Annotated in this window: 11 protein-coding genes and 1 pseudogene; 4 read left to right on the forward strand and 8 right to left on the reverse strand. The window is 66.6% G+C overall.

Going from position 1 to position 12,486, the window contains the following annotated elements; genetic code table 11:
• Positions 1 to 165: 165 nt before the first annotated feature.
• The 5 genes and pseudogenes from AC6CID_RS21825 to AC6CID_RS21845 form a co-directional block, all read right to left on the reverse strand.
• A complete protein-coding gene (locus AC6CID_RS21825; RefSeq protein ID WP_498354452.1) occupies positions 166 to 1,629 on the reverse strand; it encodes a DUF7159 family protein in 1,464 nt (487 codons plus the stop codon).
• Between the two features lie 124 nt (positions 1,630 to 1,753).
• Positions 1,754 to 1,957, reverse strand: coding sequence for a zinc-ribbon domain-containing protein (locus tag AC6CID_RS21830; protein WP_024100896.1), 204 nt, complete (start codon positions 1,955 to 1,957; stop codon positions 1,754 to 1,756).
• 133 nt (positions 1,958 to 2,090) lie between these two features.
• Entirely contained in the window at positions 2,091 to 3,497 is a 1,407-nt protein-coding gene (locus tag AC6CID_RS21835) for a cytochrome P450 (RefSeq protein ID WP_498354453.1), read from the reverse strand.
• A 64-nt stretch (positions 3,498 to 3,561) separates the two neighbouring features.
• Complete coding sequence (locus AC6CID_RS21840; RefSeq protein WP_498354454.1) at positions 3,562 to 4,332, reverse strand: 8-oxoguanine DNA glycosylase OGG fold protein; 771 nt, start codon at positions 4,330 to 4,332, stop codon at positions 3,562 to 3,564.
• A 307-nt stretch (positions 4,333 to 4,639) separates the two neighbouring features.
• Positions 4,640 to 5,130: pseudogene (locus AC6CID_RS21845) on the reverse strand (DUF2470 domain-containing protein); the annotation flags it as partial.
• A gap of 49 nt (positions 5,131 to 5,179) precedes the next feature.
• On the opposite strand from AC6CID_RS21845, the gene AC6CID_RS21850 reads away from it, so the two are divergent.
• Positions 5,180 to 5,629 carry a cupin domain-containing protein gene (locus tag AC6CID_RS21850; protein WP_064061039.1) on the forward strand — a complete coding sequence of 150 codons (450 nt, stop codon included), beginning with the start codon at positions 5,180 to 5,182 and terminating at the stop codon, positions 5,627 to 5,629.
• A gap of 568 nt (positions 5,630 to 6,197) precedes the next feature.
• Entirely contained in the window at positions 6,198 to 8,456 is a 2,259-nt protein-coding gene (locus AC6CID_RS21855) for an NADP-dependent isocitrate dehydrogenase (RefSeq protein ID WP_024100900.1), read from the forward strand.
• 76 nt (positions 8,457 to 8,532) lie between these two features.
• Here the strand turns inward: AC6CID_RS21855 and AC6CID_RS21860 are convergent, their stop codons facing one another.
• The 3 genes from AC6CID_RS21860 to AC6CID_RS21870 all read right to left on the reverse strand — a co-directional run bounded on the left by AC6CID_RS21860 (position 8,533) and on the right by AC6CID_RS21870 (position 11,402).
• Positions 8,533 to 9,117, reverse strand: a complete 585-nt coding sequence (locus tag AC6CID_RS21860) for a PadR family transcriptional regulator (protein WP_006552020.1) — start codon at positions 9,115 to 9,117, stop codon at positions 8,533 to 8,535.
• Positions 9,118 to 9,136: 19 nt separating this feature from the next.
• The gene (locus AC6CID_RS21865) at positions 9,137 to 10,126 is read right to left on the reverse strand and encodes an NAD(P)H-dependent flavin oxidoreductase (RefSeq protein WP_019289383.1); all 990 of its coding nucleotides are present in this window, start codon (positions 10,124 to 10,126) and stop codon (positions 9,137 to 9,139) included.
• 187 nt (positions 10,127 to 10,313) lie between these two features.
• A complete protein-coding gene (locus AC6CID_RS21870) occupies positions 10,314 to 11,402 on the reverse strand; it encodes a helix-turn-helix transcriptional regulator (protein ID WP_498354455.1) in 1,089 nt (362 codons plus the stop codon).
• 87 nt (positions 11,403 to 11,489) lie between these two features.
• Between AC6CID_RS21870 and AC6CID_RS21875 the strand changes: the two genes are divergently transcribed.
• Both AC6CID_RS21875 and AC6CID_RS21880 read left to right on the forward strand, forming a co-directional pair.
• Positions 11,490 to 11,948 carry a cupin domain-containing protein gene (locus AC6CID_RS21875; RefSeq protein ID WP_498354456.1) on the forward strand — a complete coding sequence of 153 codons (459 nt, stop codon included), beginning with the start codon at positions 11,490 to 11,492 and terminating at the stop codon, positions 11,946 to 11,948.
• Complete coding sequence (locus AC6CID_RS21880) at positions 11,945 to 12,349, forward strand: DUF1304 domain-containing protein (RefSeq protein ID WP_019289386.1); 405 nt, start codon at positions 11,945 to 11,947, stop codon at positions 12,347 to 12,349. The genes AC6CID_RS21875 and AC6CID_RS21880 overlap by 4 nt, the downstream gene beginning before the upstream one ends.
• Positions 12,350 to 12,486: the final 137 nt, after the last annotated feature.

Raw genomic sequence — 12,486 nt, forward strand, 5'->3', positions numbered from 1 at the left:
GGATCCTGCCGCCCGCGTCGCCGGTTCGCACCGGACCCGAGACGAACCGGTTCCATATCGCGCGACTGATTCCTAGTCCGCGGGTGGCCCGGTGGTGGCAGCGACTGCTGCCTCATCCGGAACCGGAGACGGCGCGCCGCACCCCGGCGGTCTGCGGCTGATTGATCAGAACCCGGGAATGCTGGGCAGCTGCGGGAGCTGGATCTGCGGAGGCGGCGGCAGCGTCGGCAGCTCGAACTGGGGGAGCCCGGGGACCATCGGGGCCGGCTCCGGTTCGAGTGACGGCACCGAGGTGTCGGCTGCCGCATCGTCCTGCGCGCCGGTGGTGACGGGGACCTGCGCGGAGGTCTCCGCCGTCGTCTGCGGCCGGTAGGTGGTGCGGGTCTCGCTGCGATCGATGGCCGTCGACTGCTCGTCCGACACTGCCGGGACGGTTTCCGGCGCGGGCGATGCGTCCGTGGTGGTCATGGGCCGCGGTTCCGCTGCCGGTGGCTCCTGCGTCTCCTGGTGCGTGGAGGTGGGCTGCGGATCGCGACCGGAATTCTGCAGCAGGTCGACACCGAGGCCGATCGCCGCTGCGCCGACGACGGCACCACCGGCGAGCAGGAGGCGTCGACGGTTCCGCGGCTGCGCGGGCGTCTCGGTCTCCTGCCGGATGTCGGGGGCAGCGAAGCTTGCGGTCGGTGCGTCCGGCGCGACCAGCTGCGGGGCGAACTGTACGGTCTCGGTGAACTCCGTCGGCGCAGCGAACTCCGCCGTCTCGACGACCTTCGCAGTGTCCGGGCGGGCGAGGAGCGCCGCGCCTTCCGCCGCCACGAGTTCGGGCTGCGAGGGCACGATCACCGGAATGTCGAGCCACGACTCCATCACGGCGGTGACCAGTGGAATGTTCGCTCCGCCTCCGATGAGCACCGCGGCGTCGGGAGTGCGTCCCGAGCGGCGGATGACGTCGAGGGTGAGGCGGGCCGAGGCCTTCACGGGTCCGTCGATGAGCGAATCGAAGCTGGCCTGCGAGAGCAGTAGCAGACCCCCCTCGCCGGGCATGCACACCGCGTCCTTCGAGGACAGCTGCTCCTTCGCGTCGCGGCACCGGGCGGTGAGGGCCCGCTGCGCCGCCATGTCGGCCGGCTCGGCGAAGCGCTGCAGTTCGACGTGGTGGTCGTAGATCAGGTGGTCGACGAGGTCGCCGCTGATCCGGTCCGAGCGTGCCGTGCTCAATGCGATGCGGGTGCCCCGATCGACGACGGTGACGGTGAGGCCCGAGCTGCCGAGGTCGTAGAACACGAGTGTCTCGTGGTCGTCGAGATCTCCTGTGGTTTCCAGCATTTCGAGCGCGGCGGTCACTTCCGGGACGAGCCGGAAGTTGTCGATGTCCAGGCGGCTCATCGCGCCCTGGACGAAATCGGCCTGCGTCTCGTTCTGGTAGGCGACGCCGATGGCGCGCACCTGCTCGATCTCGTCGGTTTCGGCGAGCATCGTCTCGATGGACTCCGCGGCCAGCTCGGCCGGCCGGTCGAGCAGGGCGGGCATCGAGTGGGATCCGAAGACGAGGCTGTCGAGGCTCCCGGTGTCACGTCGCGCAAAGCGCACCGCGCTGGCACCGACCGAGACACCGAGAACTGTAGTCACGACGCCGACTATAACGGTTCGGTCACGGTCTGCACGCCGGAGGCGGGCGGTGCCTGGATGACGGCACGTCTCCGAACGGCAGCCGAGGACGTTCGTGGCCTTCGCCGATCCCGACTGACCGGGCTCACATCTCCACGGCGGTACCGCAGATCCCGCACTGCTCCAACTGTCGGCGGCCCCACCGCGCGACCGGCACGAAGAACAGCGTGAACTGCTTGGACTCCCGGATCCGGAGCCACTGCGTGGTGTTGTGGCAGCGCGGACACGTCCGGTTCTGCCCTGGACCGAGATTCTGTCGCTTGGTGCCGAAGCCGAAGAGAAGGAACATCGTCCGAGCATAGAGCGATGACGTGTGGTCTTTCAGTGCATGATCGGAAGGATCGCCGTGCTCGTCGCCACCGATCGGCCAGCCTCTGTCGACGACCCGACCGCCGTCCCTCTTGCCGGGGCGACGCGACGGATCAGGCGGGGGAGAGCCGCACCCGTAGGTCACGGGGCTTCAATGTGATCGCCTCGTGAACGTCGAGTTCGTAGCCCGGTTCCGGAGCGAAGTCGTACCGCCGGATCAGCGACGCGAGCGTGAGCGCCGCCTCGTGCAGCGCGAACTGCCGACCGATACACGCCCGGATGCCGGTGCCCCACGGTTTGAAGATGTGCGCCGGCCGCTTCCGCACGGCCTCGGGCTCGAATCGATCCGGGTCGAACCGCTCGGGATCGTCGCCCCACAGCGGGTCGCGGTGCAGTTGCGGCAACAGCACGAACACCCACGAACCCTTCGGCAGCGTCCGTCCGCCGAGGGTGGTCTCACCACGCACCTTGCGGAAATAACCCGGGGCGGCCGGCCACAACCGCAGCGTCTCGTCCACCACCCGCCGCACATACCGCAGCTTGGCGACCTGCTCGTACCCGATCCGGCCGTCGGCACCGACCACCTCGGCGATTTCGGCCCGCGCCTTCGCCACCACCTCGGGATGTCGGCTCAGGAAATGGACCGCGAACCCCAGGGTGGCCGCAGTGGTCTCGTTACCCGCGACCAGGAAGGTCAGCACCTGATTGCGGATCGACTCCGGACTGAGCTGCTCGCCGGTGTCGGGATCGACGGTGTGCATCATCAGATCCAGCAGATCGCCGTGCTGCCCACCGGAGCGCATCCGCTCCTCGACGATGCGATCGACCGTCTCCTGCATCAGCGCGATGTCGTGTTCATGCTGCTCCCTGGCACTGCGGCCGAACAGGGCCCGGAGGATGGGGATGTCGTTCGACGAACGGTTGATGTACTCGAGCGCCCGGCTCATCGCCGCGATGAACGGATCGGGTTCAGTGCGGCCGAACGAGTCGAAGTCGTAGCTGAAGCCGCACCGGCCGATGACGTCGAAGGTCAGCGACGTCATGCTCTTCGGCACGTCCACATACTCGCCGTCGGCCGCTGCGCTGTCCCAGCTGTCGACCAGTCGGTCGACGACGGTGAGCATCGAGTCGTGATAGCCACGCATCGCGGCCTGGCTGAAGCCAGGCCCGAGGATGTTGTGGGCTTTGCTCCAGTTCGGTTCGGAGTTGAACGCGGTGAACAGTCCGTCGCCGGCGATGACGCGAAGCTTGCGCAGCGGCTTGCCGAGGAACTTCGCCCACTTCTCCTCGTCGTTGACCTCGCGCACCAGATCGGCGCCCGAGACCACGATCAACCGGTGCTGCAGGATCTTGCGTTCGAAGATCCCACCGAGTTCCTGTGCCATCTGCATCTCACGCTGAACCGGCTTGGCCACGTCGATGCTGAGCAGATCACCCACCAGCGGAAGTCTCCATCGCGGCTGTGGAATCGGCTGCGCGCCGGTCGTCATGGTGATGCTCGTCGTAGTCGGTGACCCCATTCTGCGAGTGTGCATCAGCCTCCACGGGACGATTCGGGCGGCCTCACCGCGACGCCCAAGAGGATCAGAACAATCGCGGAGTCGCGTGCGACCCGTCCCGGGCTTCGCAGATTCGGGCGTGCCACCGGTCGACGAGCCACATCTCGACCATCTCCGGACGCGTGGCGATCAACGACGCCCACATGTTGAGGAGTTCGAGGTACCGGTGATAGCGCCGCAGCGTGAAGTCGGCGACCGACGGATCCTCGAGCCACCCTTCGTGGATGAGCGTCGACACCGCGTGCTGATCGAGAAGTTGCGCCGGGCCCGCCTCGGTCCGCACCTCGACCGCCCACAGATAGGTCGCCAGGAGCGATACGCCGACGCCGGGGGTGTCCGGCCATCCGGACCAGGTCTGCCGCGCGGTGTCGGGTAGCGACTTGGTCTTCGCGCAGTAGTCGAGGGCTCCCTTGATCTTGGTGAACCGGTCCCGGTCCTTCGGGGCGTGTGCGTCGCGGACGTCCGGAAAACGTCGGGCACCGCGTCGTCGCGGATGTGCGCTGCGCCAGGCCGCGCACAGGAACAACAGCCCCAGACCGGCGTGGTCGGCTTCGATCAGTTCACTGTCGAGGCGGAGGTCGTTGCGTTGGACGATCGCGTCGCCGTCGTCGATGATCCGTCCGTCGAGATTCCGTCCCCGGAGGCGGATATCGTGCCCGGTCCGTTCGAGGTGGCTGTTCCACCATTTCAGGTCGACAGTGACGCCCTCGTCGAGCACCTGCAGGTCGAACGAGCGTGCCCGGCACCACTCGGAGCACGCTTGCGGAGGCTCGAACCCCTGGTCGTACGGATGCATTCTGTGGACATTGCCACGAGTGGGCGGCGATTCCCGGGCAGGACACGCGTGTGGGGCCGACCTGTTCCCCGCCTGTAGCAGCACGTGGGCCGCCACGACCGTCCGAGGATATCGGTAGACCGGAACGACGCAGCGAAGAGAGCGTGAACCGCATGAGACCCTTCGATGTCACCGACGCCCTCGCGCTCGCCGCCCGGCACGACCTGCACCTGTCGGCGTCACGGTGAACGAGGCGGGACTCGACTACCGTGTCGCCCTCGCCGCCGACGTCGATGCAGACGGACGTGTCCACGACGGTCTGGCGGTGCGCCGCGCGAGCCAAAGCAACTGTTGCTGAGCGCAATTCGTAGTCGGAGTCGGGCGGTGACAGATAGCCGGCATGCGTCATGGCTCGCCCACGCGGCGTGGTGACATCGAGGTCGAGGCCGTATCGGTCGCTCCGACACAGGTTGCCGCCGCCGCATCCGGGAACCCGCCGAGCTTCCGGGCCATCGCCAGCAGCGCGTCGGCGTGATCGTCGTTGAGATGCGCGATCGCACGAGCTGCCGACGGGGTCACAGAATCCGGCAATGCTTCGGCATAGTCCTCGGCGGTGGCCGAATCCATCCGCCCGTACCCACCGACCCAGCGCACGCGCCGAACCCGAAGAACCCAGAGCGTGAAGTCGGTGAAATCGATGTACACGCGGGTCCCGGGGACAGCGGCCAGGTGGGCTTCGCGCGCGGCGGCCAGTTCCTCGCCTTCGGGCCGCTCGACGTACCCGGCGACAGTGACGCGGGTGCAGGCGAGCGGGTCGCAATGCGAGCTGTCCTGCAGCAGTGTCATGTAGACGGTAGCGTCCGTGCGCATGAAGCGCTCTGTGCAGGGTGTACTCGCGGCGACGGCATGTGCAGTAGCGGTGGCGATACCCGGGTGGGCCTACGCCACTCCGAGCGAGGGCATCTCAGGGGTGACATGGGTGGACATCGAGGTGCCACCGGGACTGCTGCCGTTCGTACCCGACGGCGTGCACGCCGTGGCCCGGGAGATCACCATCGAACCGGGCGGTAGCACCGGTTGGCACTATCACGATGGTCCCGTGCTCGGCATCGTGCGGGCCGGCACCTTGACGCATCCTGAAGGAGACTGCGAGCCTGTCATGTTCGAGACCGGCGATTTCATCAACGAGCCCTCGGGTCCGGACCATCTGCACGTCGGTCGCAATCTCGGCACGGAACCGGTGATCCTCGACGTGGTGTACCTCGTGCCGATCGGGTCGCCGCTGTTCGAGGATGTTCCCGCGCCCGCCTGCGATTGATGTCGGAGTAGTGGCGGGCTCCTGTCGGTAAACGCTCGGGTCGAGTCGTCGGCGAGAAATGTGAAGTACTTCATCGGGACGCAGGCGTGCGGTTCCCTCTCGGGTCCGCGGTCGTCTCCCCCAAGCAACGATCGACGAACCTCGATTCTCGACGGAACGATCGTCCCCGCCGACAGCATCTTCCGGCGTCGGCATTCGAGCCGCGATCGGACGGACGAGGGATCGCAGTCCGGTTCGACAACGGAATCGCTTGTGACAGTAGTCTTCCCACTGCTTGTGAAGACTTCTTTCCTGGCGGCGATGCTGTGCGCCGGTCGCACCCGCGTTACGACAGGTCGAGGGGCCATCGAAGCGGTGGCTCGCAGGACTGCGGCGTTCTCGGTCGCGAGCGGACATGAGGTCGACGGTTGGGCGCCCGAGGGGCCGTCGAAGCCTGTCGGCGGAGTTCGAGTTACCGGCGAGTAAATGTCGTTCTCGAGTTCTCGCACGTAGCCTGATACCCGATGCAATCCCGCACGCGGAGCATTTCGTGAGGCGGACCGGACCGACGTAGGGAGTCGAGACAAGAATGAGCGCCGACAAGCAGTCGACCATTATCTATACGTTGACCGACGAGGCGCCGTTGCTTGCGACCTACGCCTTCCTGCCGATCGTGCGTACCTTCGCTGGAGCCGCGGGCATCGAGGTCGAGACCAGCGACATCTCGGTGCCGGCGCGGATCCTGGCCGAGTTCCCCGAGCACCTCACGGAAGAGCAGCGCGTCCCGGACAACCTGGCCGAGCTGGGTCGTCTGACGCAACTGCCCGAGACCAACATCATCAAGCTGCCCAACATCAGTGCGTCCGTGCCGCAGCTCCTGGCTGCCATCAAGGAACTGCAGAGCAAGGGCTACCAGGTCCCGGATTTCCCGGACGCCCCGAAGACGGACGAAGAGCGTGCCATCCGGGAGCGCTACGGCAAGATTCTCGGCAGTGCGGTCAACCCTGTCCTGCGTGAGGGCAACTCCGATCGGCGCGCACCCCGGGCGGTGAAGGAGTACGCCCGTAAACACCCGCACAGCATGGGCGAGTGGTCGATGGCCTCACGCAGCCACGTCGCGCACATGCGGCACGGCGACTTCTACCACGGCGAGAAGTCGATGACGCTGGACCGGGCGCGCAAGGTCCGGATGGAGCTGGTCACCAAGGATGGCGAGACGATCGTCCTCAAGCCCGAAGTGGAGCTGGGTGAGGGCGACATCATGGACAGCATGTTCATGAGCAAGAAGGCGTTGCTCGAGTTCTACGAGGAGCAGATGGAGGATGCGCGCAAGACGGGCGTGATGTTCTCCCTTCACGTCAAGGCGACGATGATGAAGGTCTCGCACCCCATTGTCTTCGGCCACGCGGTGAAGACCTTCTACAAGGACGCCTTCGCCAAGCATCAGAAGCTGTTCGACGAATTGGGCGTCAACGTCAACAACGGTCTCGGCGACCTGTACGACAAGATCGAGACGCTGCCCAGTACGCAGCGCGACGAAATCAAGCAGGACCTGCACAACTGCCATGAGCACCGTCCCGAATTGGCCATGGTCGATTCCGCACGCGGCATCTCCAACTTCCATTCCCCCAGCGATGTCATCGTGGATGCCTCGATGCCCGCAATGATTCGCTCGGGCGGCAAGATGTACGGCGCCGACGGACGACCCAAGGACGTCAAGGCGGTCATGCCGGAGTCCACTTTCGCGCGCATCTACCAGGAGATCATCAACTTCTGTAAGACCAACGGCGCGTTCGACCCGACGACCATGGGTACCGTTCCCAACGTCGGTCTCATGGCGCAGAAGGCCGAGGAGTACGGCTCGCACGACAAGACCTTCGAAGTTCCGGAGGCGGGCGAGGCCAACTTCGTCGATGCCGAGACCGGTGAGGTGCTGCTCACCCAGCACGTCGAGGCGGGTGACATCTGGCGCATGTGCACCGTCAAGGACGCGCCGATCCGCGACTGGGTCAAGCTCGCGGTCACCCGGGCACGCAACTCCGGTATGCCGGTCCTGTTCTGGCTCGACCCGTACCGCCCCCACGAGAACGAGTTGATCAAGAAGGTCGAGCTGTACCTGCAGGATCATGACACCGATGGCCTCGACATCCACATCATGTCGCAGGTGCGCTCGATGCGGTACACGCTGGAGCGGCTGAACCGCGGAATGGACACCATCGCCGCGACCGGCAACATCCTGCGTGACTACCTCACCGACCTGTTCCCCATCCTCGAGCTCGGTACGAGCGCCAAGATGCTGTCGATCGTGCCGCTGATGGCGGGTGGCGGCCTCTACGAGACGGGCGCCGGCGGGTCGGCGCCCAAGCACGTCAAGCAGTTGGTGGAGGAGAACCACCTGCGCTGGGATTCGCTCGGTGAGTTCCTGGCGTTGGCCGTAAGCCTGGAGGACCTCGGCATCAAGACCGGCAACGAGCGCGCCAAGATCGTGGCGAACGCGCTCGATGCAGCGACCGGCAAGCTGCTGGAGACGAACAAGAGCCCGTCGCGCAAGGTCGGCGAGCTCGACAACCGGGGCAGCCAGTTCTACCTCGCGATGTACTGGGCACAGGAACTTGCCGCGCAGACCGAGGATCCGGAACTCGCAGAACAGTTCGCCCCGCTGGCCGAGGCACTGGCCAGGGACGAGGACACGATCGTGCGAGAGTTGAACGAGGTGCAGGGCGCGCCGGTCGACATCGGCGGCTACTACCGGCCGGACAGGGACAAGACCGTGGCCGTAATGCGGCCGAGTCGGACCTTGATCACCGCGCTGACGGCAGTCGACCCTGAGGCCGGAAACGCACCGTGACAGGTAGACCTGCATCCGTGTAGACAAGCCGACCTCCCTCGCGTGGTACGCCTCGGCCCGGTTCTCGTGTTCCGGTCTACGGGACCGTTCCGCTGCGGTCGGCGGAGGAATCCGGTGTCGGGTCGAGCCGGTCGATCGTGTCGAGCGCCTCGTCCAGCCAGGTCAGCCACGTTTCTTCGAGGAGGATGCCGAGGCGGAGCACGAGATGTTGCAGGGTGCTCCGCGCGTCGCCCCGGACCTCGACGAAGTCGCGTTGCTCGATGGCGCGATACTGCTCGAGCATCGCCGTCCGGTAGGCGCGTTGATGTTCCAGCGCGGGACGCGCGGCGTCGGGATCGTCGAGCGCCGCGGCCGCGCGCAGGCGCACGGAGACACCGGAGCGCACCACGTCCGGATCCTCGATCTCGGAGATCCAGCCGCGCAGCAGTCGGCGGCCGTCCGCTGTGATGGTGAAACGTCGGGGCTGACCGCGACCGGGTTTTCCGTCCGTCGGGACTTCACGGATCAGGTCGCCCGCCCGCATCCGGTCCAGTTCTCGGTAGATCTGCTGGTGGGTCGCGGGCCAGAAGTACCCGATCGACCGGTCGAAGCGCCGCGTCAGTTCCAGTCCGGTGCTGTCGCGCTCGACCAGTGCGGTGAGGATGGCGAACCTGAGAGACACCGCGTCAGCCTAGGTCACGCTATCCGGCGTCGATCATGGCGACTCGGCGTCGTTCGAGGGACGTCCACGCCAGCTCGTACTCGTCGCGGAGTCGTTGGACGAGCTCGCGGGCGGGGACGACGGACTCGATCGCGCCGAGGCCCTGGCCGGCGCCCCAGATGTCGCGCCAGGCCTTGGCGCCGGTGTTGCCACCGGACCCGAAGTTCATGGCGGACGGATCGGACTCGGGGAGGTCGTCGGGGTCGAGTCCGGCGGCGACGATGCTTCCCCGCAGGTAGTTGCCGTGCACGCCGGTGAACAGGTTGCTGTAGACGATGTCCTTGGCGGTGCTGTCGACGATCATGTTCTTGTAGTCGTCGGCGCTGCGGGCCTCCTCGGTGGCGAGGAAGGCTGTGCCGGCGTAGGCGAGGTCGGCACCGGCGGCCTGGGCAGCGAGGATCGAGCGGCCGTGGGCGATGGAGCCGGACAGCAGCAGGGGGCCGTCGAACCACCGGCGGATCTCCTGGAGCAATGCGAACGGTGACTGCGTCCCGGCGTGGCCGCCGGCGCCTGCGGCGACGGCGACGATGCCGTCCGCGCCCTTGTCGATCGCCTTGTGCGCGAACTCGTTCGAGATCACGTCGTGGAGGACGATGCCGCCGTAGGAGTGAACAGCCTCGTTGACCTCCTCTCGGGCACCGAGCGAGGTGATCACAATGGGGACCCGATGCTCGACGATCACCTCGAGGTCCTGCTCGAGTCGCTCGTTGGAGCGGTGCACGATCTGGTTGACGGCGAACGGCGCGACGTACTCCTCGGGGTGGCGCACCGCGTAGTCGGCGTTGCTCTCGGTGATCTGCTGCAGCCAGTCGACAAGCATCGACTGGGGACGGGCGTTGAGTGCCGGGAACGACCCGACGACTCCGGCCTGGCACTGGGCGGACACCAGTTCCGGTCCCGACGCGATGAACATCGGGGAAGCGACCAGGGGCAGGCTCAGCGGGCCGGACAGGATCGGTGGCAGCGTCATGGTGTGTTCCTTCTTCGTCTAGGGCGGTCCCTCTCAAGCCAGACTATGTGCAACAAGGTGCAAAAAACAACGGGCCGACGTCACCTGCTCTGGAACAGAGGGATTTCGGGCGTGGCAGCTGCATGCACCGAGTGGCACTGTGGCATACAACGAGCAACCCCGCTCAATGTGTAGTGAGCGTGATCGCTCAGTGCGCGGACCTGATCGTCGGCGCGTATGGGGGCGACAGGGACGGTCGGGGCATCTGCCGGCCGGCCAACCGAGCGACGAGTTCCGCGCGACTACCCGCCCCCGTCTTCGCATAGACGGATTTGAGATGGTCGTGCACCGTGTTCGGCGTGATGCCCCGGTGTCGAGCGATCGCGGCCGTCGACAGTCCGTTCAGCACGTCGGTGCACACTTCGCACTCGCGGGCGGTCAGCGCGTACGCGGCGAACAGCATGTCTGTGAGTTCACTGTCGGCCGCGGGTTCGATCGTGACCGCCGTGCGGGCCTCGTCGCCGTCGGCGCTCAACGGCGCCGCACGGACGACGATCCAGCCTCCGCCGTCGTTGCGGATACGTGCCCGGAACACCCCGGTCGTACTCGCCCGAGCCCCGAATGTTGCCGCCCGCAACAGCAGCGCCAGTCGCACCGGACCGGCGAGCCGATCCTCCCAGATCCGCGCCGCGACCGTCGATGCGACCGGCTCACCCGCGGGATCCGTCACGATCACGGCAGGACCGGGATCGGCTCCGGGGCGTGCGTGCAGGGTATGGACGGCGGCCACCCGGGTCGCAACCGCCACCGCCGGTGCGGTCATTGTCAGGAACTCCAGTTCCCGATCCGTGAAGTCCGGACCCGAGCGGACGAAACCCGCCGCTCCCCAACACAACCCGTCCACTGTGAAGACGACTCGCACCTCGCGGTCGAGTCCGAGTGGACGCCATACCGCCGCGTTCCGGAGGCTGTGGGCGACTTCGGTCGACGGTAGATCCGAGGCCCGCACCACTGTTCGTCCACTGCGGGCGATGTCTGCGAAGGTTGCGGGATCGTGTCCACCGCATTCCGATTCCGCGAGCAGTGGCTCGTACTCACCGGGAATGCGGTTGCGCCCACTGGTCATCGAACCGAACGCCAGGGTCAGGGGATCGAACAGTGCCCAGCACGTCAAGTCGCTGCGTACGGTGCGATCGACCAGTTCGATGGCACGCTGGTGCAGTGCGGTGACGCCGACGCCGGTGCCCGCGAACTCCAGGATCTCGCGGCGTAGGCGCTCCGCCCGCACTTCGAGCATGAACCCAGTATGCGCTGGATCCGGAAGACGGAGCATCCCCGATTCAGGGGATGGTCCGGCTGTTTCCGGATCCATAGCGTCGCAGTTGTGTCCACGATCGATCTCCAACGTGCCAGTACGGGCGGGCAATTGTCGGTGCCGGATGCCGTCGTCACCGTGCTGTCGTCCGGTGAACAGACCGGCGACGCCTACGAGCTCATGCTGGTCGAGGCGCCCTGCAGCAGCCCACCGCCGCTGCACTCCGAGCCCTGGCCCAAGACCTACCACCTCCTGCGCGGCCGGATCCTCGTCCTCCTCGACGGCGAGGGCTGCGAACTCGCCGCCGGTGACACGCTCACCATCGCGGCGGGAACGATGAACAGCTTCTCGGTGCTCACCGACGACGCGGCCTTTCTCCTCGTCTGCTCCGGGACCGGGACGAGCGGTTTCTTCACCGACCTCGACGCGCTGGGGGAGGAGCACCTGCCCGAGGATGCACTGATGAGCAGGTTCGGGCAGATCGCCACCCGTTACGGAATCCGATTCGCCGAGGAGGTCTCGCCATGATCGTCGTTGCGCAACTCGCGGCCCTGGTCGCTGCCGCGGTGCACCTGATGGTCTTCGTGTGGGAGACGATCCTGTTTCGCCGTCCGAGCATCCACTGGGGCGTGTTCCGCGTCCCCGCTGCGGATGTTCCACCGGTGCGGATGTGGGCGTTCAACGTCGGCTTCTACAACCTCTTCCTCGGATCCGGAGCGCTCGCCGGCATGATCCTGTGGTGGACCGGGCACGAAACCCCGGGCCGCACCCTCGTCGTCTACACGTGCGCGTTCATGTTCCTGGCCGGCATGGCATTGTTCGCCTCGGACCGGATGGCGATGAGCCGTCCACGAGGTACCGGGGTGGTGGGGTCGCTGTGTCAGAGCGTGCCGTCGCTGGTCGCGCTCGTAGCGCTGGCGCTGGCGTAGAAGCGGCGCGGCCGACGATTTGGTGTTCTCGACCTCGCTCAGCGCGGTCGAGAACACCGGATTCGTGGCATGCGTGAGGATGAACCCGGTGCACGGTAGCCGACTTGGGTGGCTTCAACCCCGATCTCCGGGGTCGA

The organism is Rhodococcus sp. GQ147, assembly GCF_059759155.1.

Bases quoted from the DNA above. Each gene is read 5' to 3' on its own strand.
- AC6CID_RS21865 (WP_019289383.1), bottom strand. From the start codon at position 10,126: ATGACGCTGCCACCGATCCTGTCCGGCCCGCTGAGCCTGCCCCTGGTC.
- AC6CID_RS21880 (WP_019289386.1), top strand. From the start codon at position 11,945: ATGATCGTCGTTGCGCAACTCGCGGCCCTGGTCGCTGCCGCGGTGCAC.
- AC6CID_RS21830 (WP_024100896.1), bottom strand. From the start codon at position 1,957: ATGTTCCTTCTCTTCGGCTTCGGCACCAAGCGACAGAATCTCGGTCCA.
- AC6CID_RS21855 (WP_024100900.1), top strand. From the start codon at position 6,198: ATGAGCGCCGACAAGCAGTCGACCATTATCTATACGTTGACCGACGAG.
- AC6CID_RS21835 (WP_498354453.1), bottom strand. From the start codon at position 3,497: ATGGGGTCACCGACTACGACGAGCATCACCATGACGACCGGCGCGCAG.
- AC6CID_RS21850 (WP_064061039.1), top strand. From the start codon at position 5,180: ATGAAGCGCTCTGTGCAGGGTGTACTCGCGGCGACGGCATGTGCAGTA.
- AC6CID_RS21870 (WP_498354455.1), bottom strand. From the start codon at position 11,402: ATGCTCGAAGTGCGGGCGGAGCGCCTACGCCGCGAGATCCTGGAGTTC.
- AC6CID_RS21840 (WP_498354454.1), bottom strand. From the start codon at position 4,332: ATGCATCCGTACGACCAGGGGTTCGAGCCTCCGCAAGCGTGCTCCGAG.